Below are 23,606 nucleotides of genomic sequence, written 5' to 3'. Positions count from 1 at the left end.
TGGCCCATGGGCAGGCACCTTCGCGTCGGCGAATCTGGGCTACCCTCGGGCGCGAGGCATTCGTACGGATGCCGATCGGCTGTACCTGGACATCCCGCCACTCAATCAAGGAACGCATCGCCATGCTCAACGCCGTCGCTCCGTTTCGTCACCGTCTCGCCCTCGCCATCGCCATCTTTCCCCTCGGACTGGCCTTCATCGCGGGTGCCGCGCATTCGGCCTCGCCCGGCACGGCGAAGCCGGAGCCGCCGATCTATCAGCTGGTCACGCGATGGGAGGGGAACGGCGCGCCGATGGCGAACGCGACCGTCTGTCTGAAGGCGGACACCCCGGCGACGATTCGCGATGCGGCGAAAACCGGAGGCGATGCGTGGGAATTCGGATTCCACGTGACGCCCGCCGCCGGCGACCTGCTCCAGGTGGACGTCGCCGCGCATCTTGGGAATCACCCGGTCGTGCACGAGGTCGTCCGCGGCAAGCCGGGCGAGCCGATGGCCGTCCGGTTTCCGGCCACGCCGGACTCGGAGCCGCGAACGCTGACGATATCCGCAGTGGAAGGTTGCCCCGCCGCGGCCCGGAAGACGGGCTGATCCAGAAGCGCCGGCGGCGCGCCGGATGAATCGCAAGAACCTGCTCTTGAAACGCCTGTGAGGCCGTCCCACAAATAAAGGGCCACTGGACCTTTATCGGACCGCATCCGTGGTTGCCGCCGGCGGGCGACGTCTCGACGTCGCCCGCCGGCGAATCAAAAACCAAAGCAGAGCGCAGGTTTAGCCATGACATCTCGAAAGACCTGGATCATTACCGGAGCCGCTCGCGGCCTCGGTCTTTCCATCACCGCCGCCGCCCTCGAGGCCGGCCACAACGTCGTCGCCGGAGCACGTAAGCGGGATGGCCTCGCCGATCTCATCGAGGCCTACGGCGAGCGACTCGTCCCCGTCACGCTCGACGTCACCGATCGCGATGCGGCGGCCGCCGCCGTGTCGACGGCGATCGAACGCTTCGGCACGGTCGACGTTCTCGTGAACAACGCCGGCTACGCGGACGTCGCGCCGATCGAAGACATGGAGGAACAGACGTTCCGGGCACAGATCGAAACCAACTTCTTCGGTGTGGTGAACCTGAGCCGCGCCGTGCTTCCCGTCATGCGCAAGCAGGGCTCTGGCCGGATCATCCAGGTGTCGTCGGTCGGTGGGCGAATCGGCGGGCCGGGGCTGTCCGCTTACCAGTCGGCGAAGTGGGCCGTGAACGGCTTTTCCGAAGTGCTCTCGCGTGAAGTGGCGTCGTTCGGGATCAAGGTCACCGTGGCCGAACCGGGTGGCATGCGAACGGACTGGGCGGGCTCGTCGATGGATATTCCGGCGATCAGTGACGCCTACGCGCCCGTGCTGGGCCCCGTCGTCGAGCGTTTGCGCGGCGCGAGCGGCAGGCAGCCAAGCGACCCGGACCGCATCGCAAGGGTATTGCTCAAGATCGCGGAGGCGCCCGAACCGCCGTTGCGGCTACTCCTGGGCAGCGATGCCGTCGAAGTGGCCCGTCAGGCGGCGGAGCGTCTGGCGGCGACCGATGCGCAATGGCGCACGACCAGCGAGTCGGTGGCTTATCCTTCGTGACGATGAACGAGGCGCCCGCTCCGACGGGCGCCTCATCGACGGAGACGACGGTGGACGACACGGCAACGGCTTTCCTGCGGGCGCGCAGTCCGGAACAACGCGAGGTCAGGCGCCGGACGATCCTCGCGGCCGCCGAGACGCTGCTGGAAACGCACCCTGTCGGCGACATCAGCCTGCGCGAGCTGGCGCGAACGGCCGAGCTCTCGAAGACGAACGTGACGCGCTACTTCGCCACCCGCGAGGCCGTGTTTTTCGCGTTGCTCAACGAGCGTTTCGCCGCGTGGATCGACGAGCTCACGGCATCCGGCGTCGGGGCCGGCCGCTACGACGCTGTGGCAAAGCACGTCGGTGAATCCCTCGCGGCGCAGTCCACGTTGTGCAAGCTCTGGGCATCGCTCGGCAACGAACTGGAGCGGAACATTCCCGCCGACGCCATCGTGGCGTTCAAGACGGAGCACACGCGGAACCAGGTCGCGCTCGCGACGTGGGTCGTCCAGCGTCTCCCCACTTTGGACGAGGACGCGGCGCGGGAATGGGTGCAGATGCTGATCCTCCTCGTCGCCGGGCTCTGGCCATTCGCGCATCCCTCGCCCGCATTGGCGGAAACGTTGGTGCGTCCCGAGCACGCTTCGCTGCGCGTCGATTTCCCGAAGCGGCTCTCACGGGCGTTGACCGTTTCACTCCTCGGCATCGTGGCGGCAAGAACCACGTGAGCCGGCGACGGGCGACCTGACGGAACGTGACGGGTTTCGCGGCACGCGATGTCCACCCTCTTCCGGGGCATCAGGGTGTCGGCAAGGTGGGGCATCATCGCGGGTCCCCTCCCCAGCCCTACCCCTATGGCACAGCCCTCCCAGCCCATTCTCATCGCGGGCGGCGGCATCGCCGGCCTGGCGACCTGGCGCGCGCTGAAGCGCCGGGGTATCGCGTCGCGCGTCGTCGAACGCAGTGCGCGCGCCACCGATGGCGGCCTCGCGATCAACCTTCCCGGAAACGCCATCGCCGCGCTCGATCGCCTTGGGCTCGCTGGCGACATCGAACGTCTTGGCCACCCGGTGAGGAAACGCGAATACCGCACGTCCGACGACCGCCTGCTCGCCGCCATCGACGAGGATGCGTTCTGGGGCGAGGCCATGCGGCCGCGCGCGGTTCGCCGCGCCGACCTCATGGCGATACTCGCCAGCGGCATCGAACCGTCGGACCTCCATGTAGGCGCGATCGCCGGCGTCCGCCAGGACGCGTCGACGGTGCACGTCGCGCTGGCGGACGGTTCGGAGGTCTCGGCCCCCCTGCTCGTGGGCGCGGACGGCGTGCGCTCCACCGTGCGCCAGGCCGTCACCGGCGCGGCTTCGGCGACCGCCGCGCGACTCGCCTCGGAGAGCTGGCGCTTCATGGCGCCGAACCCCGGCGTCGACGGCTGGACGGTGTGGACCGGAAAGCACGGTCTGATCCTGCTGCTTCCCGTCGACGACCACACCGTCTACGGCTGGGTCTCCCTCGGCACCGCCGGCAACGGCGAACCCCAGCTCGATCGACTCGCCGCGGCGTTCAGCGGCTTCCCGGCGCGCGTGCGGAAGGCTCTCGGCTGGGCGCTCGCGAATCCCGAGAACATCTATCACTCGCCCATCGAAGAGGTACGTGCGGCTCGCTGGAGCCAGGGGCGCGTGATCCTGATCGGCGATGCCGCCCACGCCACCGCGCCCGTGTGGGCGGAAGGTGCCGCTCTCGGGATGGAGGATGCGCTCGTTCTCGCCGGGATCGTCGCGGAGTGCGACGATCCCGGCGCGATCGGACCGCGCTTCGAACAGGCCCGCCATCCGCGCGTGGCTCATGTGCAGGCCATGACCGACAAGCTGTCGAAGGCCGCCCGCCTTCCCCACGCGCTGCGCACGATCCTGATGCCCTTCATCACGCCCAAGAGCTACCGCGGCACGTACGAGCCGTTGAAGACGCTTTAGCCTGCGGTGTGGGAGCGGACCCGGCCGCGACAGCTTCTCGCGATGAGCCGCAGGACCTGTCGCACCGGGGCGAAAAGCCGTCGCGGCCGGGTCCGCTCCCACAAGATCGGTCAGGTTTTCTTTGGCTTCCGTTTCTCGATGTACGCGCGGAACGCTTCGATACCGGCATCGCGACGCAGCAGTTTCGAATCCGGATCGATCGTGTAACCGGCGCCTTCGGGCAAGGTGACGTCGCCGCTGCCGTCGGTCATCGGCAGCGCCACCACGCGGTCGCCCACGCGCACATCGACCGGCATCGGGAACGGCCCGTTGCCCGGAACCGACCACGTCAGGTGCAAACTCTGGCCGGTGCGCGCGACCTTCAGATCGGGCAGCGCGGCCTGGCGCAGGTAGACGTCGAAGAACCAGCGCATGTCCCTGCCGCTCGTCCGGTCGACGATGCCGACGAACTCGTCCGTGGTGCCGTAGCGCGGCGAGAAGTTGCCCGGTTCCGGATGCTCCGTTCCGTACACCAGCAGGCGCAGCGAGCGGTAGAACGCGTCGTCGCCGATCACGGTACGCAGCGTGTGGAGCATCAGTGCTCCCTTGTCGTAGATGTCCTGCCCCGGGCCGCGCTCGTCGTCGTACACGTCCTCTTCCCGGCGCGGCTGGCCGGAGACGATGGGGTGCTTGTTGGCGACGCGGCTGCGCAGCTGCATGAGGCTGGCGAAGTACGCCTGCCGACCGCCGATGGATTCCGCGTACAGCGGCTGCATGTAGGTCGCGAACGCCTCGTGCAACCACATGTCGTCCCAGTTCGCGTTCGTCATCTGGTTGCCGAACCACTCGTGAGCCAGTTCGTGCTGGAGCAGGTCGTCGTAGCCTTATGGGTTCTTCGCGTACTGGTTGCCGTACGCGTTGATGGTCTGGTGCTCCATGCCTTTGAACGGCGTTTCCGCGACACCCATCTTCTCGCTGGCGAAGGGATAAGGTCCGACCGCACGTTCGAGGAAATCGAGCATCGGCGGGAATTCCGCGAAGAGCGCTTTGGCCTGCGCCTCGTCGTCGACATACCAGTAATGCGTCGGAATCGTGTTGCCGAACCGGCTCGCGTACGAGCCGGAGAGTTCCCGGTAAGGACCGATGTTCAGCGCGACGCCATAGGTGCTCACGTCGTGGCTCTGCCAGTGGTACGTGCGCCACCCGTCGACTTCGTCCATGCCCCTCGCCACGCCGTTCCCCACCGCGACGAGCGGTGCCGGCACGGTGATGTGCTCGTCGACCAGCTTCGGGCGTCCCATCGGATGGTCGATGCACGGCCAGAACAGATCGCAGCCTTCGCCCTCGACGGCCGTGGCGACCCACGGCTTGCCGTCGGGCGTCTTCGACCAGACAAAGCCGCCGTCCCACGGCGCACGGACAGCGGTGTGCGGGCTTCCGTGGTAAACGACGCGCACGGTCGTGCGAGCTCCCGCGGCCAGTGGCGACGGCAGGTCGATCTGCAGCCGGCCCTCCGGATTGCGGAACGCACGGCGCGGCAACGCCTTTCCATCGACCTCGACGGTATCGATGGGCAGGTTCCGGTCGAGATCCAGCATGACACGTCGCAGCGGCGCCGTGGCGAGGAACGTCAGTTTGGCATCGCCCTCGATCCAGTGACGGACCGGATCGACACGGATGCCCAGGTCGGCGTGCTCGAAGGTCACCGCCAGCTGTTCCGGTGCGCGCGCCGCTCCCGAGTTGCGGGTGTAGTCGGTGAGCGGCGGCGGGGCCGGCGGCTGCGTCGGCGAGCAGGCCACGGTGGTCAGCGCGAGGCTGACACCGAGCATCAGGGTCTTTTGCATGGAACGGCGGCCATCATCGAGGTGGAAGACCGGAACCCTACCCACCCCTCCGCTTCACGTCATGGGTCGTTTGGGGGGGTAGCTTTTTGCCGGCGCGGTGGTCCGCGATTCCGTCATCGCCGCGGCGAACGCGGGCAACAGCGGGCGATTGGCGCAACCGCTCCCAGACCGCGATCCGGGACGCGCTTCGCTCCTCGCCCGGGCACCGTCGGAAAGGCACAATGGACGTCGACGAATAGCGTGGTATGGAAAGCAGCATGAATGACGCCTACCCCATCGGGTACGTGATGACCGGGCCGGTGGCCGCGCTGGGCGATGCCGGCGCGGTCAGCGCCATGCACAAGCGTCCCGTGCACGACGTGGTGCGGGTCACCACCACAGGCCTTGCCACCGATGCGCAGGCCGACCTGAAAGTGCACGGTGGCCCGGAAAAGGCGATTCACCACTACCCGTTCGATCACTACGCCGCCTGGCGTGCCGAGTTACCGGCAAGGCCGGTGCTCGACGAACCGGGCGCGTTCGGCGAGAACCTGTCGACGCAGGGCTTGGTCGAGACGGGTGTCGCCGTGGGCGACGTCTTCCGTCTCGGCTCCGCCGTGCTGCAGGTGAGCCAGGGACGCCAGCCCTGCTGGAAGCTCAATCTGCGCTTCGACACGCGGGACATGGCACTGCGGCTCCAGCAGTCGGGGCGCACCGGCTGGTACTACCGGGTGCTGGAGGAAGGCGATGTGTCTCCGGGCGACCGCCTCGAGCGGATCGACCGGGTCACGCCCGCGTGGACCATCGAGCGTGTCTGGAGGGTCTTCTACATCGACCGCCTCGACTACGACGCGCTGTCCGCGATGGCCGAACTGCCCACGCTGGCCGAAAGCTGGCGGCGCCACGCGCGCCGACGCCTGGAGTCGAAGAGTGTCGAAGACTGGTCGAAGCGGCTCACGGGCAAGGACGCGTCGCAGGCATGACGGACCCGGCGACCACCCTCCTCGCCTCGCTGCGTCTCGCCCGGGAAGCCGTCGAGCAGGCGGCTCGCGACACCGCCGTCGTCGCCGACGAACTGCGCCGCTACCAGAAGTTCGCGAAGCCCGGCCAGCCGTCGGCGCAGATCGTGCGTCTTCGTCAACAGCAAGCCGCGGCGAGGCAGGCATCGGCTCGCGCCAGGCAGGCGTTCATCCTCGCCGCCCGGCGCTTCATCGAGGCCAACGGTCTCGTCGTGCCGCCGAAGACGACGCTCGACGTGTTCGCCACGTCGTGGCTCGACGCGCATCCGGACGGCACCTGACCGGGCGGCGGCGCGTGCCGCCGATGCGCTGCGGTGCGGCGCTCAGCAATGTGTTCGGGGGACAGCCGATGCCGCACGGACGATGCACGGCGACCGACCGATGCTAGGCACGACCAACGCCCGCACGAGGATACCCGCATGAAGATGCAAGCCGTCAGGATCGCCACGCTCGCCGTTCTCCTTCTCGCCGCCACGACCGCCTGCACGCGCCACAACGACGCCGACAGCGCGGTGCCGGGTACCAACGCCGCCGGTTCGGGCACGGCCGCCGCGCCCGCCACGTCGTCGACGGCCGGTCAGAGCCGCTAGGCATACCGCCTACCGGATTCCACCGCGCTGTGGGGAAGCTGCCGCTCGCGCGGCCATTCATGAAGTTGAAGCGGAGTGCCGCATTCGTGCGCGCTCCGTCCGCCGTCGATGGCCCATCGTGCAATCGCGACCCGGCCACGGTCGCCCTGCCGCGGAGCGCATCGTCCTTCCCACCTCGGTCGCTCCGCGGCAGGATTCGTGGCCTCGACATCGCTTGCGATGGCGCGCCTGACTGTCGACGAGCGCGCGGGCTATCATCCGGGATTTGCTGGAGCCGCCCGGATGAACGACATCGCCGCGACACGCCGCGTCCCTGAAACCGCCGAACGCGTCGTGCGCTTCTGGCGCGATGCCGGCTACGACAGTTGGTTCACCAGCGATCCGGCGTTCGACCGCTCATTTCGCGAGCACTTCATGGGCGCGCACCTGGCGGCCGCACGCCGGGAACTCGACGCGTGGCTCGACACCGCCGACGGCTGCCTCGCCCTGCTGCTGCTTCTCGACCAGTTTCCGCGCAACGCGTTCCGCGGCACCGCGCACATGTATGCGACCGATCCCCTCGCCCGCTTCGTCGCCAGGCACATGCTCGACAACGGCCTCGACCGCGAACTCGACCACGACATGCGCGCGTTCTGCTACCTGCCGTTCGAGCACTCGGAAGACCTGGCCGACCAGGACACCTCGATGCGATTGTTCGAAGCACTTGGCGGCTCGTACCTGACCTACGCGCGGACGCACCGCGACGTGATCGTCCGCTTCGGCCGCTTTCCGCACCGCAATCGCCAGCTCGGGCGAGCCACGACTCCCGAGGAGCAGGCGTTTCTCGACGAAGGCGGTTTCGCGGGATGAGCGGCGGTCGGTCGCCCATCCCGCGCTGATCGCTACTTGCGTACTCCGCGGAAGGAGTCGCGGATTTCCGTCACATAGAACGCCGGCTGCTCCCACGCGGCGAAATGACCGCCTTTCGGCAGGCGGTTGTAGTGGATCAGGTTGGGGAAGGCTTTCTTCGCCCAGCTCTCGGGTGCCGCGTAGATCTCGTCGGGGAACACGCTGACCGCGACCGGGATGGTGATGTGCTTCGGCTCGAAGAAGTTGAGCTTGTTTTCCCAATACAACCGCGCCGACGATACGGCGGTTTCGGTGAGCCAGTAGAGCGTGACGTTGTCGAGGATGTCGTCGCGGGACAGGCCCTCCGTCTGCCCGTCGAACACGCGCACGATCATCTTGTAGCTGCGGATGTCGTGGTCGAGCATCCACGCCGCCAGACCGATCGGCGAATCCTCGAGCGCGTACAACGTCTGCGGCCGGTTCGTCATCTCCTGCGCGTAGCCCAGGCCGTGCTTGTAGAAGTCGTCCAGCTGCGCATAGGCGAGCTGCTCTTCCGGACCGAGCCCCGCGGGCGCGGGCGCCCCCGCGGCGAGCAGCTTCGCGATGTCGTCGGGAATCGTCGCCGACATGTTGCTGTTGATCGCCAGCAGGCCCGGAGGCGCCTGCACCGCCATCTGCTCGGTCACCGCGTCGCCCCAGTCGCCACCGGCCGCGACGAACTTCTTGTAGCCCAGCCGCGTCATCAGCGTGGTCCAGGCACGGGCGATGTGCTGCGGATCCCAGCCCACCGCTTCGGGCTTGCCGGAGAATCCGTAGCCGGGCAGCGACGGGATGACGACGTCGAACGCGTCGGACGCCTTGCCGCCGTGGGCGGTCGGATTGGCCAGCGGCTCGGCGATCTTCATCTGCTCGATGACCGAGCCGGGCCATCCATGCGTGATGATGATCGGGAGCGCGTTCTTGTTCTTCGACTTCAGGTGGATGAAGTGGATGTCGACGCCGTCGATCGTGGTCACGAACTGCGGCAACGCGTTCAGGCGCGCCTCCACCTTCCGCCAGTCGTAGTCGTGCTGCCAGTAATCGGCGAGCTTCTTCATCGTCGCCAGCTGCACGCCCTGCGTCGCGTCGTCGACCAGTTCCTTCGACGGCCAGCGCGTGGCGGCGATCCGCCGCTTCAGGTCGGCCAGCTGCTCGTCGCTGGCGTGGTATTTCGGGAACGGACGGATCGACGTGTCGCCGGAATTTCCGGGTGCGTCGGCCGCCAGGCTACCGGTGGATGTGGCGGCATGCGCCGCGGGCCCAGGGACGAAGGCGACGGCAGCGGCGAGAACCGCCGTGATCCATGGGCGCCGTAACGAGATCGACATCGCAGAAGACATGGCAAAACCCCTCCGTGACCCTGCCACGGTGGCGAGGGTCGCTCGATCACTCGGGAGTCCTGGTTCGAGGTGCCCGCTCTTCCATGGCCGGGCGGCGCCAACGCCGAGTATCGGAACGGGCGACACGCAGCGTCTTGCAGGAACGCGCGCCTTTCGTCGCGGCGTCGCACCGCGAATGGCCGTCTAATCGGCCAGAACGCTCAGTTCCACCGGAATCATCGATTCACCGACGATGGCCTGGGCGTGTCCATCCTGGACGATGAACTGCATCTGCATGGTGCGCTCCGTGAGGGCGGCCAACGCCTGCACCGTGGCGGTGTCGATGTCGATCACCGACACGTTCCGCGTCCGCGCCACGGCCGGGCCGAGCTTCTTCCACCAGACCTCGGCGCCGCGGCCGCTGTACGTGTAGACGATCACGCGCCGCGCGCGACCCGCCGCCCGGCGGATGTCCGCCTCGTCGGGCTGGCCAAGTTCGATCCAGAGATCGACCTCGCCGGTGAGATCCTTCTTCCACAGATCGGGCTCGTCGTCGGCGCTGAGGCCTTTGCCGAACGCCAGCGCATCGTCCGCGTTCAGCGCGAACGCGAGCACGCGGGCCATCATCCGCTCGTCGGTCTCGGAAGGATGCCGCGCGATGGTGAGGGCATGGGTCTGGTAGTAATGGCGGTCCATGTCGCTGACCTGCAGTTCGACCTTGAACACCGTGGATTTGAGAGCCATGCGTGGATGATCCGCGTCGGATGCCGGGCGCGAAGCGTACACCACGCGGGGCATGCCCAACGGATCGGGTCACGTCGTAGCGCCAACTCGTGTAGACTTTCGCCGCTCGACCAGCCAGCCCCTCGCAAGCCACGTCGGCCCTTTCGCGCGCGGACGCCGCGCTCGCCGTCGACTTCCGGGGCTGATTCCATGCATCGCTTCCATCGCCTTCGCCGTCCGTCGTGACGACCATGCACCCATCGCGGATCGCCTCCGCGGCAAACGTCGCATCGCGCACCGTCGTCGCCTCGCTGGGCGGGTACGTCGCCGCCGCGCTCGCCGCCGCCACGATGGCGCGCTGGCTGCCGATGCCGCGCGTCGAGGCGGTCATGACCGGTACGCTCGCCTCCTTCGCCATCTACGCGGGCGTGGCGATCATGGCCTTCGCCGTCTCGACCGCGACGCGGGCATGGCTCTGGCTCGCCGCCTTCTGCGTTCCGCCCGCCGTCGCGTTATACCTGTCGATGCACGGCGGTGCCGTATGAAGGAAAGCCTCCGCCAGTCGATGGCCTGGCTGCACACGTGGGTGGGCCTGCTGTTGGGCTGGCTTCTCTTCGCCGTCTTCGTCACGGGCACCACGGCGTATTTCCAGGACGAGATCACTCGCTGGATGCAGCCGGAGATCCGGGGCGAGCGGCATCCGGTCGCCTCGGCGGAAGGCGCCATGGCCTACCTGCAGGCGCATGCGCAGGGCGCGGAAACGTGGACGATCCAGCTGCCGGGAGATCGCTCCGTCGCCGCCATGGCCTACTGGAAGGAGAAAGGCGAAACCTTCCGTCAGTGGCGCGACCATGCGTTCATGGTCGACGGCCAGGGCCGCAAGGTCGATGCGCGCGACACCACGGGAGGGTGGCTGCTGTATCGCCTGCATTTCGACCTGCACTACGTGCCGGTGCTCTGGGGCCGCTGGGCCGTCGGCCTCGCGGCGATGTTCATGCTGGTGGCGATCGTCAGCGGCGTCATCACGCACAAGAAGATCTTCGCCGACTTCTTCACGCTTCGCTTCGGCAAGGGACAGCGCTCATGGCTCGACGCGCACAACCTCAGCGCGGTGCTCGCGTTGCCGTTCCATTTCATGATCACGTACACGGGGCTCGTGACGCTCATGTCCCAGTACATGCCGTGGGGCGTCGCGGCGGCGTACGAGCGACCCGTCGATTACGCCCGCGACCGGTTCGGCGCGGACACGTCACCGGCGCGCTCGGGTCGGCCCGCGCCGGTCGCTCCCATCGCCGACATGATCCGCCAGGCCCGCGAGCGCTGGCATGGCGCCGAGCCTGGGTACATCTCGATCGCGCTTCCGGGCGATGCCCACTCGGTCGTGAAGATCACGCGCGATACTGGCGCCGCGATCGGCACGCGTGGCGAGACGCTCTCCTTCGATGGCGCGACCGGGAAAATGCACGTCCCGCCTCCGTCCAGGGGGGCCGCCGCGCAGACCGAGAGCGTGATGGTCGGACTGCATGCGGGCCGCTTCGCGCCTGCCGCGCTTCGCTGGCTGTATTTCCTCGCGGGACTGAGCGGCTGCGCGATGGTCGCCACGGGCCTCGTGCTGTGGACCGCGAAGCGCCGCCAGCGCCTGCCCGACCCGTTACGCCCGCACTTCGGGTTCCGCCTCGTCGAGCGCCTGAACATCGCGACGATCTCGGGCCTGCCATTCGGCATCGCCGTCTACTTCCTCGCCAACCGGCTCCTTCCGTCGGGCATGGTCGCGCGCGCCGCGGCGGAATGCGATGCGCTATTCCTCGGCTGGGGCGCGCTCCTCCTCTACGTCTTCCTGCGTCCGCCACGACGCGCATGGGTGGAGTCGCTCGGGCTCGTCGCGGTGGCGTACCTCGCCGTACCCGTCGTCAACGCGGTGACCACCCAACGCGGCCTGGTTCCCAGCCTTCGTGACGGCGACCTCGTGTTCGCGGGGTTCGACGCCTGCATGGTCGTCGCGGCGGCACTGTTCGCTTTCGCCGCGTGGAAGGCGGACCGACGTCCGATCGCCCTTCCGCGCAAGACGCGCATCGCACGGGATGCGACCGCGTGATCGCCGCGTGCGTGCTTGTCGCCATCGCGGGTTTCGCCGCGCTCTGCCTCGGGATGGCGCGGCACCAGCGCGATGTCGTGGGGAAATCGCTATCGCGTCGTTCCACCTGGCTCGCGAAGGCCACCGGATGGCTCGCGCTAGCCAGCTCCTTCGTCCTCGCGATCGTTGGCGAAGGCGCCGCGCTCGGCGCGATCTACTGGGTGGGCATCCTGACCCTCGCGGCGCTCACCGTCGCGCTGTGCACCACCGCCCTCTCCCGCCGGCGGTAGCCCGCACCGTCGCCACACCTGTTGGCGCGGACCCGGCCGCGACAGCTTCTCGCCCCGGTTCACAGGCTGGCGCGCCAGATTCGGGACTGGCGCGAAAGGCTGTCGCGCCCAGGTGCGCTCCCACAGCGGCATCGCCTCGCCAGCCAGGTGGGAGCGGACCCGGCCGCGACAGCTTCTCGCTGGCGCGCCAGAGTCGGGACTGGCGCGAAAGGCCGTCGCGCCCAGGTGCGCTCCCAGAGCGGCATCGCCTTGCCAGCCAGGCGGGAGCGGACCCGGCCGCGACAGCTTCTCGCCCCGGTTCACAGCCTTTCGCGCCAGATTAGGGACTGGCGCGAAAGGCTGTCGCGCCCAGGTGCGCTCCCACGGCGGCATCGCCTGGCCAGCCAGGCGGGAGCGGACCCGGCCGCGACAGCTTGTCGCCTCGGTTCACAGCCTGGCGCGCCAGATTCGGGACTGGCGCGAAAAGCCGTCGCGCCCAGGTGCGCTCCCACGGCGGCATCCCGGCCATCGTGTGGGAGCGGACCCGGCCGCGACAGCTTCTCGCCCCGGTTCACAGGCTGGCGCGCCAGATTCGGGACGGGCGCGAAAAGCCGTCGCGCCCAGGTGCGCTCCCACGGCGGCATCCCGGCCATCGTGTGGGAGCGGACCCGGCCGCGACAGCTTCTCGCCCCGGTTCACAGGCTGGCGCGCCAGATTCGGGACGGGCGCGAAAAGCCGTCGCGCCCAGGTGCGCTCCCACAGCGGCATCGCCTGGCCAGCCAGGTGGGAGCGGACCCGGCCGCGACAGCTTGTCGCCCCGGTTCACACGCTGGCGCGCCAGATTCGGGACTGGCGCGAAAGGCCGTCGCGCCCAGGTGCGCTCCCACGGTGCGTCGCGGCGATCGGTGGCCGTGACGTTAAAACTACGTCATACTTGCGACCGGTTCTCATTTACATTCGCATTCAGGGCCCTCACTGCCCTTGGGATCTTCCATGACGTTTCGCCGTAGCGCCCTCGCCCTTTCCGTCCTCATGGCCCTTTCGGCCGCCTGCGTCGCTCATGCCGCCGAGGCGCCTGACGTCGCCGACCCGCAGAAGCGCGACAACATGACGACCCTCTCGGGCGTGCAGGTGGAGGCGAACGTGGCGCCGCCCACCGCCGCGTATGCGGGCGATCAGGTGGCGCGTGGCGGTCGGTTCGGCGTGCTGGGCAATCAGGACGCGATGAACGTCCCCTTCGCGATCACCAGCTACACGGACACGCTGATCCGAAACCAGCAGGCGCGCTCGCTCGGGGACGTGGTCAGCAACGATCCGGCGGTGCGCGTCGGCAACGGCTACGGCAACTTCTCGCAGGTCTTCACGATCCGCGGCTTCCAGATCTACAGCGACGACATCGCGTTCGACGGTTTGTACGGCCTGCTGCCCCGCCAGCTGCTCGCCCCGGAGCTCGTCAGCCGCGTCGAGGTCTTCAAAGGTGCCAGCGCGTTCCTCAACGGCATCACGCCGTCGGGTTCGGGCATCGGCGGCAACATCAACATCGCACCGAAGCGTGCCGAGGACACCCCGATCACCCGCATCGGCCTCGACTGGGGCAGCGACAGCCAGGTCGGCGGCAGCGTCGACGTCGGCCGCCGTTTCGGAGCCAACAAGGAATACGGCATCCGCGTGAACGCCGTGCATCGCGACGGCGGCACGGCCGTGGATGGTGAACAGCGACGTGTCACCGCCGCCTCCGTCGCGTTCGACTACCGCGGCGAGAACCTGCGCATCACCACCGACGTCGGCTATCAGAAACAGGTGATCACCGGTGGTCGCGCCGTCGTGTATCCCGGAGCGATCACCCGTGTGCCGCGCGCTCCGTCGGCGAAGACCAACTACGCGCAGCCGTGGTCAAACTCGTCGCTCGAGGACACGTTCGGCGTGGTACGCGCCGAATACGACTTCGCGCCCTGGCTCACGGGATACGTGGCCGCCGGCGCGCACCACGGCAACGAGTTCGGCGACTACGTGAGCCCGACGCTCGCGAACGTCGCCGGCGCGGCGACCGAGTACCGGTTCACGGTGCCGTACATCGCGGACACGGCCACCGGCGAAGCCGGTTTCAACGCGCGATTCGAGACGGGCGAGGTCACGCACCGCGTGAACGTCGGCTTCTCGGCGCTCACCTTCCGCAAGAAGGCCGCGTACGCAGGTTCGGCGTTCGGTGCCATCGAGACGAACATCTATGCCCCGACGTACGTGCCGGCGCCAGGCTTCATCTACGACATCGGGCCCATCGCCGATCCCGGCGTGACCGGACGCACGCAACTGCGCAGCCTGGCGATGTCCGACACGCTCGGCTTCATGGGCGACATGCTCGAAGTAACCCTCGGCGCCCGTCGCCAGAAGCTCCATGTACTGGGTTACGACTACGGCAGCCCGGGAGCCAAGAATTCGGAGTACGAGCAGTACGCGACCACGCCGGTGATCGGTGTGAATTATCGCTTCGCCGAGCAGTGGTCGGTGTACGCCAACCACATCGAGGCCCTGACCCAGGGCGGCGAAGCGCCGCTGACGTTCAACAGCCTGCCCGTGACCAACGCCGGCCAGGTGTTCGCGCCGTATAAGTCGAAGCAGAACGAGGTCGGCGTGAAGTGGGATGCCGGCAGCGTCGGCAGCAGCCTCGCGCTCTTCCAGATCAAGCAGCCCAGCGCCTACGTCGACCCCACCACCAACACGTACGTCGTCGACGGCGAGCAGCGCAATCGCGGCGTCGAGTGGAGCTTCTTCGGCCAGCCCGTGGAGAGCGTCCGCGTGCTGGGTGGCGTGAACTACGTGCGTCCGGAACAGGTGAAGACGCAGGCGGGCCTCACGGACGGAAAGGACGCCATCGGCGTGCCGCGCTTCCAGGCCAATGCCGGCGTGGAGTGGGACGTGCCGCACACCCCGGACATCACGCTGAGCGCCCGCGCGGTCCGTACCGGCAAGCAGTACCTCGACAACGCCAACGATCTCGAGGTGCCGGCCTGGACGACGTACGACATCGGCGCCCGCACCACCGCGCACCTGGAAGGCGTACCGGTCACCTTCCGACTCACCGTCCAGAACGTCACCAACAAGGGTTACTGGGCCTCGGCCAATGGCGGGTACCTGACGCAGGGCCAACCGCGCACGTTCTACGTGTCGGCATCGTTCGATCTGTAAGCGAGCGTCAGGGACGATGGAAGGCGCTATTCTCCGGTTCATCTCGCAGGGGTGCGTCGATGGCTGAAACCGACAACGGTGGTGCATGGCGGCGGATCCCTCTCGGTGGAGGGCGCCCCGCGCTACCGGATGCGTTCGCGCTCGCCTTCGACGTCGCCGCTTTCGAGCTGGCCGACTTCGACGGGTATGGCATCGCCCTTCCGCCCTCCATCGAAAGAAGCGTGCCGAAGCGTCAGGCCGAATACATTGCCGGCCGCCGCGTCGCGCTCGCTGCATTGAAGGCCGCCGGCAGCGACGCCACCGATATTGCGATCGCGCCGGACCGGGCTCCGGCGTGGCCGCAAGGCTTTCTCGGCAGCCTGTCGCATACCGAGGATCTCGCGGTGGCGGTCGCGGCCCGCGCCGGCGGCGATCTCTCCGGCATCGGCATCGACATCGAGCGGCAGATCGCGCCTGCCGTTCTGGATTCCGTGCGCGAGCTGGTCATCGACCGCGGGGAGCGCGATTCCCTGGCTCGCGCGGCCGCGAGCCTGGGCTGGCCGGTCGTCCTCACCCTCGCCTTCTCGGCCAAGGAGAGTTTCTACAAAGCGACCGCCGCGTCGGTGGGGCGCTTCTTCGATTTCGCGGCCCTACGTATCCTCGCGCTGTCGCCGGAGGCGCGGGTCATCGAGGCGGAAGTCGCCGCGCCGCTTTCGGCGCGCTTCGACGTGGGGCGACGCGTCACGCTGTCGTGGACGCCGCTGGATGAGCGCACCTGGCTCACGAGCTTCGCCTGGTAGGCGCTTCAGCGTCGCGACCTGGCAGCCGCGCCACTCAGCCGCTCCTCATCGTGAGCGGACGGTCGTCGCGGACCTCGGCGCTCACGCGGTTGCGACCGGCGCGTTTGGCGCGGTAGAGCGCCTTATCCGCGTCGCGGCACAGATCCTGGAGGTCGTAGCCTGAGCTGTCGGTGGCGGCGAGTCCCGCGCTGCAGGCATACGTGACGATGTGTCCGTCCTCGATCACGGGTGATGCCTCCATGCAGGCGCGCATCGCCTCCGCGGCGGCGACGCCGTCATCCCGGCCGCGGTCCACGAACAGCACGGCGAATTCCTCGCCCCCCAGCCGGCCGAACAGGTCGTGCGGACCGAGTTGCCCGCGGCAGAGCGCCGCGGCCCGCCGCAGCACCGCGTCGCCGATCGCGTGTCCGTGCGTGTCGTTGATCTGCTTGAAGTGATCCAGGTCGATGAAGACGAGGCACGCGGGTGCCCGTCGCCGCTGCAGCGCCGGCAGGAGCCGTGCCGCTTCGCTCATGAAATGCTGGCGGTTGTAGACGCCCGTGAGGCCGTCGTGCTGCGAGAGCTTCCGGAAGCGCATCTGCGACCGCTTCAGGCGGAAGAGCCACAGCACCACCGAGCCGACCACGCACAGCAGGAGCAGGATGAAGAGCCGGCTCTTCGCTACCGCGCTAGTCTCCAGTTCCTTCTGCAAGAGGAGGATGTTGTTCGCCTTGACGAGGCGTTCGGTCTCGAGCTTCTGCAACACCGCGTGCTGCGTGCTCAGCTCGAACGCCAGGTTGCGCGCCGTGATGTCGTTGAGGTATCCCTTGTCCTGCGCCGCGTACGCTTCGAAATAGCGCAGCGCGGCAGCGTTGTTGCCCCGCGCCTTCTCCACGCGGTAGAGGACGCCGTAGAGCTCCTTCAGCCATTCGCTGACGTCGCCGGGCCGCGTGTGGGCCAGACCGGCCAGAGCCGCGCGACGTGCGTCGCCCGATCGTCCCAGGGCCTCGAGGGCGCGAGCGCGCTGTTCCGCCGTGGCGACGAGGTGGGGGTTGTAACCGATCGTCCGCACGCTTTCGTCGATCCCGTCGAGCTCCGCGATCGCGTCCTCGGGACGACCTTCGTCGAGCAGACGGTCCACCCGCACGAGGTGGACCATGTTCGCCGTGACGACGACATCGGCCGCGACGCAGGCGTCGATCGCCTCGCCGATGGCGGGGTTCGACGACGGCAGCGCGAGGCTGCGCTTGCTGAGCGCCGCGATGCGCAGGCCGAGAACCGCGCAATGGCGCTGCGGCGACGTTCCCGGCTCCAGCATGCCCCCGTAGCGCAGCGCGAGGTCCGTCTGTTCCGCCAGGACGAACATCTGCGACAGGTTGAACAGCAACGCCCAGCGGGCATCCGGATCTTTTACCGTCGGCAGCGTCGGCACGAGCCGGTTGGCCAGGGCGAAGGCGTCGCCGTACTGTCGGTTCGCGGCCAGGTTGCTCAGCAACAGCGCGTTCGATTTCGTCGCGAGCACGGGGTCGCCGGAATCGGCCGCCACTGTCCGAAGCTCGTCCTGTGCGTGCGCGTAATTCCCCGTGAAGGTGTCTTCCCACGCTTCCAGATAGCGAAGATGCCAGCGCTCGGCGGGTGTCATCGACGCTTGCATGGCGCGCAGACGGGCGAGACCTTCGACGAAGCGGGGATGGTCGGAGAAACGGAGCGGTTCGACGTGCGCGAACATGGCCGACACGCTATCGACCGCCGCGGCGAAGCCGGCCGGCGACGGCATGCCACACAGGGCGAGCAGCGCGATGGCGAGCCAGCGCCTCACCGGTTCAATCCGTCCTTTTCCACATGAAGTCCCCTGCCCTCCCGGTCATGGCACGCGACCATGCCCCTGCATTCGTTAACGGCCGACGCATCCGTGGCTTTACGAAGAGGCGGCGGGATCGGCCGCGTCGATCGCGGCGAGCCTGGCGGCCACGCGCAGGTTCCTGCGCAGCGGCTGATAGGGCGGGAGGATGACCGTCTCCTCGGCGGTGAGCGGCAGCGCGGCCAGGTCGGCGAGCGGCGCACGCCGGATGCGCGGCCGGTCGACCGGGAGCGTGGCCGCGCGGTAGACGATGACTTCGTGTTCGGGCGGATAGTCTTCCAGCAGCACGTCGACAAGGACCTGCCGATAGGCCATGCCGGTCGCGAAGCGACCAAGCGAGCGGTCGCCGACCACGCCGACCTGCCAGAGCACGAGATAGCCGCCGGTGTCGATGCGCCGTTCGTAGAGGACGAGCTGGCTGGCCTCGATGTGCTGGCAGCCGAAGCGTCCCGGATCGATGCCGCAGTCCGCGTAGAGGCAATCCTCGGCCGAGATGCCGGGCTCCATGTGCGCCTCGAAGCCTTCGGCGCGCGCCGTTTCGACGGCCTTGTGCGGCGACCACGCGAAGATGCCGGGATGCCCGTAGAAGACGCCGCAGACCCGCCTGCCCGCCCTGACCTCGGTCATCATCACGTCCACCCACTCGCGATAGGTGCGCATCCGCGACTTCCCCTCGCGATAGTACGGCTGGAGACTGCGCACGTCGGGATGCATCTCCCGCAGCCAGGCCTCGACGATCGCGTCCGACAGCCCTGCGAACACGACATCGGCCTGCGCGATGTGGCTGCGCGCGAGCGGCGTCAGGTGCGAGCCGAGCGTCATGCCCATGCCCACGCATGCCAGGCGGCCGCGCCCCGGCGGATTCGCGATGTCCGATGCCCCCTCGTTCATGGGCCGATCTTAGGGCATCCCTGGTCCCGGGACGTGATGGACCACCCTGTCGGGGCCGATTTGTAACCGAACGTATCGGCGCCGGTGGGGGTTACAGAACGTTTCAATAGGGCGGAAGCACGTGCAATTTCCCGACAAAACCGGGGCCTAGAGTGGTCACCGAGGCGCCATCCGGCGCGCACGTCAACGACCCCGGAGAGAGACGATGGATACCTACGACAAGCGGCGGCGGCAATTCATGGGCAACAGCGCGATGGCGCTCGCGCTCGCTTCGTTCGGTTTCGGCCTCGGCGACCTGGCGCAGGCGGCGCCTGCGCCGGCGGGCCGAAAAGGGGCACCGGCACCGGCGACCGGTGGGCATACGTCGTTCGCGCGGATGAAGACCGTGAAGACCGATGTGCTCGAGATCGCCTACGCCGAGGACGGTCCCGCGAAGGGCCCGGTGGTGATCCTCTTCCATGGATGGCCTTATGACATCTACAGCTACGTCGACGTCGCGCCGATCCTCGCCGCCCGGGGCTACCGCGTCGTCATTCCGTATCTGCGCGGCTACGGCGCCACGAGGTTCCTTTCGCCCGACACGCCCCGCAACGCCCAGCAGGCGGCGCTCGGCGCCGACGCGCTGGCGTTGATGGATGCCCTGAAGATCGACAAGGCGATCGTCGCCGGCTACGACTGGGGCGCGCGCACGGCGGACATCGTGGCGGCGCTCTGGCCCGAACGCGTCAAGGCGCTCGTGTCGGTCAGCGGCTACCTCATCGGCAGCCAGGCGGGCAATGTCGCCCCGCTGCCGCCGAAGGCGGAACTGCAATGGTGGTATCAGTACTACTTCGCCACCGCGCGCGGCGAGGCCGGCTATGCGAAGTACACCCACGACTTCGCCCGGCTGATCTGGGAACTCGCGTCGCCGCAGTGGCACTTCGACGACGCGACGTTCGATCGCTCGGCGGCCGCCTTCGACAATCCGGACCACGTGGCGATCAGCATCCACAACTATCGCTGGCGTCTCGGCCTCGCACAGGGCGAGGCGAAGTTCGATGCCCTGGAGGCGAAGCTGGCGACATCGCCCACGATCACGGTGCCGACGATCACCCTGGAAGGCGACGCGAACGGCGCGCCTCATCCGGATCCGTCGCAGTACGCGAAACGTTTCTCGGGCAGGTACGAGCACCGCACGATCACCGGCGGCATCGGCCACAACCTCCCCCAGGAAGCGCCCGAGGCGTTCGCCAAGGCGGTGATCGACGTCGACGCGTTCTGATCTTCGCCCTTCGGTCCGGGTGCGGAACCAGCGCGACGTGTTCACGCGTCAGGCCGCGTAGTTGGTACCATTGGTTCCTTTGCGCCGCTTCATGGCGGCGCGAGGATCCTGTTGTGACGCACTATGCCGGCCCCCTGCTCACCCGCGATGTCGCCGAAGCCATGGCGGCCGCGCGCGACGCCGGCGGCGTCACGTGGACCGGCTCCCTCGATCTGGGCAGGTCGACCGGCGAAGCATCGCTCGGACCGGACACATGGCGCTGGCGGAACGTCGATTACCCGTGGCCCGGCAAGCTGAAGGACCGCTCGATCTACGCCTGGGACGGCGACGGCTTCGACGTCGTGTCGTGCTTCTCCGGCTCGCTGATCAAGCTCGTCCCCACGACGTGGGGCGTGCCGACGTTCGAGATCGACGGCATCAAGATGCTGCCGACGTCGAAGGAATCCCCCCTGGACGACGCGCGCCGGAAGGTGGCGCTGGTGGAACCGCGCGGCAAGCGCGTGCTCGACACCTGCGGAGGCCTCGGCTACTTCGCCGCGTGTTGCCTCGACGCCGGCGTCGCCCACATCCAGTCGTTCGAGAAGAACGCGGACGTGCTCTGGCTGCGCACGCTGAACCCTTGGTCGCCCGATCCAGATTCAGCGGAAGCCGGTGGCCGGCTGCGTCTCGAGCACGCCGACGTCGCGGAGGCGATCGCTGGCCTCGCCGACGCGTCGTTCGATGCGCTGCTGCACGATCCGCCCCGCTTCGGCATCGCGGGCGAGCTTTACTCGCAGGCGTTCTACGGCGAACTGGCGCGGGTGCTGCGCAAGGGCGGTCGCCTGTTCCATTACACCGGCAGCCCGAACAAGCTCACCAGCGGACGCGACGTGCCCAGCGAGGTCGCGCGCCGACTGGAGAAGGCGGGTTTCCGCGCGGAGCTCGCGCTCGACGGGGTGTTCGCGACCCGTCGCTAGTCGCCTTCCTTCACACCCTTCGTCGACACCAGCCGCAGGAAGGCCTCCTGCTGGTAGCGGCTCATGCGAAGCTTCTGCCCGGTATCCATCGTCACCACGTGGTGACCGTTGAACCAGGGATGGATCGAGCGGACGCGGCGCACGTTGATGATCGCGGAGCGGTGCACGCGCGCGAATTGCTTCGGATCCAGCCGCCCGGCGAGCGAGGCCATGGTTTCGCGCAGCTCGTGCACGCGGTCGGCGAGATGCAGCTCGACGACGTTGCGGTTCGCCTTGATCCAGACGATGTCGCCCACATCCACGAACGTCACCTGCTCGTCCACCCGCACGGGCACGCGCTCGAGGTAATCGTCCCGACGACGCAACGCTTCCAGCACCTGGGCGATGGCGGCCCCGCCCGCATCCGTCGCGACGCACGTGCCGAGGCGCGCCTTCGCGCGACGCAGGGTTTCCGCGAAGCGCTCGCGGCCGAACGGCTTCACGAGGTAGTCCACCGCGTTCGCCTCGAACGCCCGCACGGCGTACTGCTCGAACGCGGTCACGAATACGGTGGCCGGCATGCGCGAGGCGCCGATGGTACCGACGACGTCGATGCCGGTGATCGCCGGCATCTGGATGTCGAGGAAGACGAGATCCGGCGACTGGTCGCGGATCGCCGTCACGGCGGACAGGCCGTCGCCGCATTCGCCGAGGATCGCGATGTCGGGGTCCTGCTCCAGCAGGCGAATCACGGCCTTGCGCGCGATCGGTTCGTCGTCGACGACCAGGGTGGCGATCTTCATGCGCCGACGAACTCCGGATCGTCGTCGACCTCGGCGGCCTCGCGGAACGGGAGTCGTAACCGGCATACGACACCTTCCGGCCAGACCATGTCGAGCCTGACCTCGGCCGCGTCGCCGTAGAGCTCCCGCAGTCGCAGTGCGGTGTTGCTCAAGCCGATGCCGTGGCCGGATGGCGCCTTCCGGTCGCCAAGGACGCTGTTCCGGTTGCGCACCTCGATGAGCACGCTGTCGCCCTCACGGCGGCTTTCGATCTCGATGTGGTCGGCACCGACTCGCTCGCCGATGCCGTGGCGGATGGCGTTCTCGACGATCGGCTGGAGGATCAGGCTGGGCACGGCGCACTCGATCGTGTCGGGATCGAGATAGATGCGCGTCGTCAGGCGATCCTTGAAGCGCACACGCTGGATGCCGAGATAGAGGTCCAGCAGAACGAGCTCCTTGCGCAGCGAGATTTCCTGGCCGTCGTAGTCCTCGAGGAAGGCGCGCAGGAGCTCGCTCAGCCGCAGCAGCATGTCCTCGGCGGTCAGGGCGTCCTCTTTGAGCAACGTGGCGATCGCGTGCAGGGTGTTGAACAGGAAGTGTGGTTGCAGCTGCGATTTCAGCGCGCGGAGGCGTGACTGGGCGAGCTCGGTGGCGAGACGCCCTGCCTCGATCTCGCGCTGGACCTTCTCCGCATGCAGCGCCATCGCCTGACGGATGGCGAACAGCGCCCAGTAGGTCAGCAGACCGGTCGCGAAGTGCTGACCGATGAACTGCCGCAGCTGCTCGCCGAAGCCGCTCGGTTCGAACACGGTGGATACCAGAGCTCCGATCGCCATCGCGAGCAGGGTGACGCCCACGCTTACCGGCAGCTGCATGCCGAGCCCGCGCAGACGCACCTCGCCGCGGATCGGGTATTTCTCGGCGAGACGGAACACGAGCGGTGCCAGCCCGGCCCAGGTGTACCACTCGATCAGCGACCAGCGCAGGTAATCGATGGCATCGAACTCCGGGCCGCCGAGCTGGGCGTGGAGGTGGCGCTGGATCGCGAACACCAACGCGACCGCGGTCCACAGACCAAGGTACCGTCCGAGACCGATCTCCGCCGTGCCGAGCCGAACCTTCATTCACCGCGCCTTTTCGCGTGAGCCATGGGTCGCATGCTTGGACGGCTGCGTTCTGCCGTCAAGCAAAACCTCGGCGCGCTACGACTCGTCCCGCTCGCCCGACGATTCGTCCCGGATCGCTTCCCGCGCGCTGGGCGCGGCGCTTCGATGGTGTCGCCATCCCAAGGAGCGACATCCATGCACGCCACCCGTCTCGTCCTCATCGCCCTCGCCGCCACCCTGCCCCTCGTCAGCCACGCGGCCGACCGGACGGCTCTGCCGTCGAAGCTGTTCACCGTGGTCAACGCGTCGTTCGCCAGCATCGCCTCGCTCGAGGTGGCGGATGCCGGATCGGGGGCGTGGGTCGACGTTCCGTTGGGCGAACCACTGCAAGGCGGCCTGGCGACGGCCACGCTGCGTCTGCCGGAGGGCGGTTGCCTCCGCCGCTTTCGTGTCACGTTCCGCGACGGCCGCTCCTCGACCGTCGAACGCGTCGACACCTGCCGGTTCCATCGGCTGCGCCTGGATGCCTTGTAAGAGCGTGGGTCGTGCAAGCGTTTCGCGGCGCGACGTAGTTAGATGGAGGACTCCC

The 23,606-nt window shown here is 68.2% G+C and carries 24 protein-coding genes; 16 read left to right on the top strand and 8 right to left on the bottom strand.

From position 1 onward, the window contains the following. The first annotated feature begins 122 nt into the window (after positions 1-122). From BMW54_RS04845 to BMW54_RS04830, 4 genes are all read left to right on the top strand, one after another. The gene (locus tag BMW54_RS04845) at positions 123-590 is read left to right on the top strand and encodes a hypothetical protein (RefSeq protein WP_090053415.1); all 468 of its coding nucleotides are present in this window, start codon (positions 123-125) and stop codon (positions 588-590) included. Between the two features lie 186 nt (positions 591-776). After that, complete coding sequence (locus BMW54_RS04840) at positions 777-1,613, top strand: SDR family NAD(P)-dependent oxidoreductase (RefSeq protein WP_090053413.1); 837 nt, start codon at positions 777-779, stop codon at positions 1,611-1,613. Between the two features lie 50 nt (positions 1,614-1,663). Continuing rightward, positions 1,664-2,326 (top strand): TetR/AcrR family transcriptional regulator, encoded by a 663-nt coding sequence (locus BMW54_RS04835; RefSeq protein WP_217642605.1) that lies wholly within the window; start codon positions 1,664-1,666, stop codon positions 2,324-2,326. 126 nt (positions 2,327-2,452) lie between these two features. After that, entirely contained in the window at positions 2,453-3,571 is a 1,119-nt protein-coding gene (locus BMW54_RS04830) for an FAD-dependent monooxygenase (protein ID WP_090053409.1), read from the top strand. A 110-nt stretch (positions 3,572-3,681) separates the two neighbouring features. Here the strand turns inward: BMW54_RS04830 and BMW54_RS18990 are convergent, their stop codons facing one another. Beyond that, a complete protein-coding gene (locus BMW54_RS18990) occupies positions 3,682-4,422 on the bottom strand; it encodes a M1 family metallopeptidase (RefSeq protein ID WP_256374584.1) in 741 nt (246 codons plus the stop codon). Between the two features lie 12 nt (positions 4,423-4,434). After that, complete coding sequence (locus BMW54_RS18985; RefSeq protein WP_254779062.1) at positions 4,435-5,394, bottom strand: gluzincin family metallopeptidase; 960 nt, start codon at positions 5,392-5,394, stop codon at positions 4,435-4,437. A gap of 257 nt (positions 5,395-5,651) precedes the next feature. On the opposite strand from BMW54_RS18985, the gene BMW54_RS04820 reads away from it, so the two are divergent. From BMW54_RS04820 to BMW54_RS04810, 4 genes are all read left to right on the top strand, one after another. Beyond that, on the top strand, positions 5,652-6,356 hold the full coding sequence (locus tag BMW54_RS04820) for an MOSC domain-containing protein (RefSeq protein ID WP_090055709.1): 705 nt from the start codon (positions 5,652-5,654) through the stop codon (positions 6,354-6,356). After that, positions 6,353-6,673, top strand: a complete 321-nt coding sequence (locus tag BMW54_RS04815; protein ID WP_090053407.1) for a hypothetical protein — start codon at positions 6,353-6,355, stop codon at positions 6,671-6,673. Before BMW54_RS04820 ends, BMW54_RS04815 begins: the two co-directional genes overlap by 4 nt. A 138-nt stretch (positions 6,674-6,811) precedes the next feature. Further along, entirely contained in the window at positions 6,812-6,982 is a 171-nt protein-coding gene (locus BMW54_RS18740) for a hypothetical protein (protein ID WP_175472766.1), read from the top strand. A 282-nt stretch (positions 6,983-7,264) separates the two neighbouring features. Beyond that, entirely contained in the window at positions 7,265-7,831 is a 567-nt protein-coding gene (locus BMW54_RS04810) for a DUF924 family protein (protein WP_090053405.1), read from the top strand. A 32-nt stretch (positions 7,832-7,863) separates the two neighbouring features. On the opposite strand, the gene BMW54_RS04805 is transcribed toward BMW54_RS04810, so the two are convergent. Both BMW54_RS04805 and BMW54_RS04800 read right to left on the bottom strand, forming a co-directional pair. Further along, the gene (locus tag BMW54_RS04805) at positions 7,864-9,189 is read right to left on the bottom strand and encodes an epoxide hydrolase family protein (RefSeq protein ID WP_090053403.1); all 1,326 of its coding nucleotides are present in this window, start codon (positions 9,187-9,189) and stop codon (positions 7,864-7,866) included. Positions 9,190-9,372: 183 nt separating this feature from the next. Further along, positions 9,373-9,912, bottom strand: coding sequence for a YaeQ family protein (locus tag BMW54_RS04800; RefSeq protein ID WP_090055706.1), 540 nt, complete (start codon positions 9,910-9,912; stop codon positions 9,373-9,375). Positions 9,913-10,142: 230 nt separating this feature from the next. On the opposite strand from BMW54_RS04800, the gene BMW54_RS04795 reads away from it, so the two are divergent. From BMW54_RS04795 to BMW54_RS04775, 5 genes are all read left to right on the top strand, one after another. After that, positions 10,143-10,436, top strand: coding sequence for a hypothetical protein (locus tag BMW54_RS04795; RefSeq protein ID WP_090053401.1), 294 nt, complete (start codon positions 10,143-10,145; stop codon positions 10,434-10,436). After that, positions 10,433-11,986 (top strand): PepSY-associated TM helix domain-containing protein, encoded by a 1,554-nt coding sequence (locus tag BMW54_RS04790; RefSeq protein WP_090053399.1) that lies wholly within the window; start codon positions 10,433-10,435, stop codon positions 11,984-11,986. The genes BMW54_RS04795 and BMW54_RS04790 overlap by 4 nt, the downstream gene beginning before the upstream one ends. Further along, positions 11,983-12,255, top strand: coding sequence for a DUF3325 domain-containing protein (locus BMW54_RS04785; protein ID WP_090053397.1), 273 nt, complete (start codon positions 11,983-11,985; stop codon positions 12,253-12,255). Before BMW54_RS04790 ends, BMW54_RS04785 begins: the two co-directional genes overlap by 4 nt. Before the next feature lie 972 nt (positions 12,256-13,227). Beyond that, entirely contained in the window at positions 13,228-15,420 is a 2,193-nt protein-coding gene (locus tag BMW54_RS04780) for a TonB-dependent receptor (protein WP_090053396.1), read from the top strand. 59 nt (positions 15,421-15,479) lie between these two features. After that, entirely contained in the window at positions 15,480-16,199 is a 720-nt protein-coding gene (locus BMW54_RS04775) for a 4'-phosphopantetheinyl transferase family protein (protein WP_090053394.1), read from the top strand. Positions 16,200-16,233: 34 nt separating this feature from the next. Here BMW54_RS04775 and BMW54_RS04770 read toward each other — a convergent pair whose 3' ends face one another. Next, positions 16,234-17,997 (bottom strand): GGDEF domain-containing protein, encoded by a 1,764-nt coding sequence (locus BMW54_RS04770; protein WP_254779060.1) that lies wholly within the window; start codon positions 17,995-17,997, stop codon positions 16,234-16,236. A gap of 99 nt (positions 17,998-18,096) precedes the next feature. Further along, a complete protein-coding gene (locus BMW54_RS04765) occupies positions 18,097-18,930 on the bottom strand; it encodes an SAM-dependent methyltransferase (RefSeq protein ID WP_175472765.1) in 834 nt (277 codons plus the stop codon). 205 nt (positions 18,931-19,135) lie between these two features. Between BMW54_RS04765 and BMW54_RS04760 the strand changes: the two genes are divergently transcribed. Further along, positions 19,136-20,191, top strand: a complete 1,056-nt coding sequence (locus BMW54_RS04760; protein ID WP_090053393.1) for an alpha/beta fold hydrolase — start codon at positions 19,136-19,138, stop codon at positions 20,189-20,191. A 113-nt stretch (positions 20,192-20,304) separates the two neighbouring features. After that, a complete protein-coding gene (locus BMW54_RS04755; RefSeq protein ID WP_090053391.1) occupies positions 20,305-21,147 on the top strand; it encodes a class I SAM-dependent methyltransferase in 843 nt (280 codons plus the stop codon). Here BMW54_RS04755 and BMW54_RS04750 read toward each other — a convergent pair. Both BMW54_RS04750 and BMW54_RS04745 read right to left on the bottom strand, forming a co-directional pair. Further along, complete coding sequence (locus tag BMW54_RS04750; protein ID WP_090053389.1) at positions 21,144-21,929, bottom strand: LytR/AlgR family response regulator transcription factor; 786 nt, start codon at positions 21,927-21,929, stop codon at positions 21,144-21,146. The genes BMW54_RS04755 and BMW54_RS04750 overlap by 4 nt on opposite strands. Beyond that, positions 21,926-23,035: a sensor histidine kinase gene (locus tag BMW54_RS04745; protein ID WP_090053387.1), complete on the bottom strand. Its 1,110-nt coding sequence runs from the start codon at positions 23,033-23,035 to the stop codon at positions 21,926-21,928. Before BMW54_RS04745 ends, BMW54_RS04750 begins: the two co-directional genes overlap by 4 nt. A gap of 177 nt (positions 23,036-23,212) precedes the next feature. On the opposite strand from BMW54_RS04745, the gene BMW54_RS04740 reads away from it, so the two are divergent. After that, positions 23,213-23,551 carry a hypothetical protein gene (locus BMW54_RS04740; protein ID WP_090053385.1) on the top strand — a complete coding sequence of 113 codons (339 nt, stop codon included), beginning with the start codon at positions 23,213-23,215 and terminating at the stop codon, positions 23,549-23,551. The last annotated feature ends 55 nt before the right edge of the window (positions 23,552-23,606 follow it).

It is taken from the genome of Luteibacter sp. 329MFSha, assembly GCF_900111665.1.
Lineage (GTDB): Bacteria > Pseudomonadota > Gammaproteobacteria > Xanthomonadales > Rhodanobacteraceae > Luteibacter.
The sequence above is the reverse complement of the archived record's forward strand: the minus strand, read 5'-3'. Positions and strand labels throughout refer to the sequence as shown.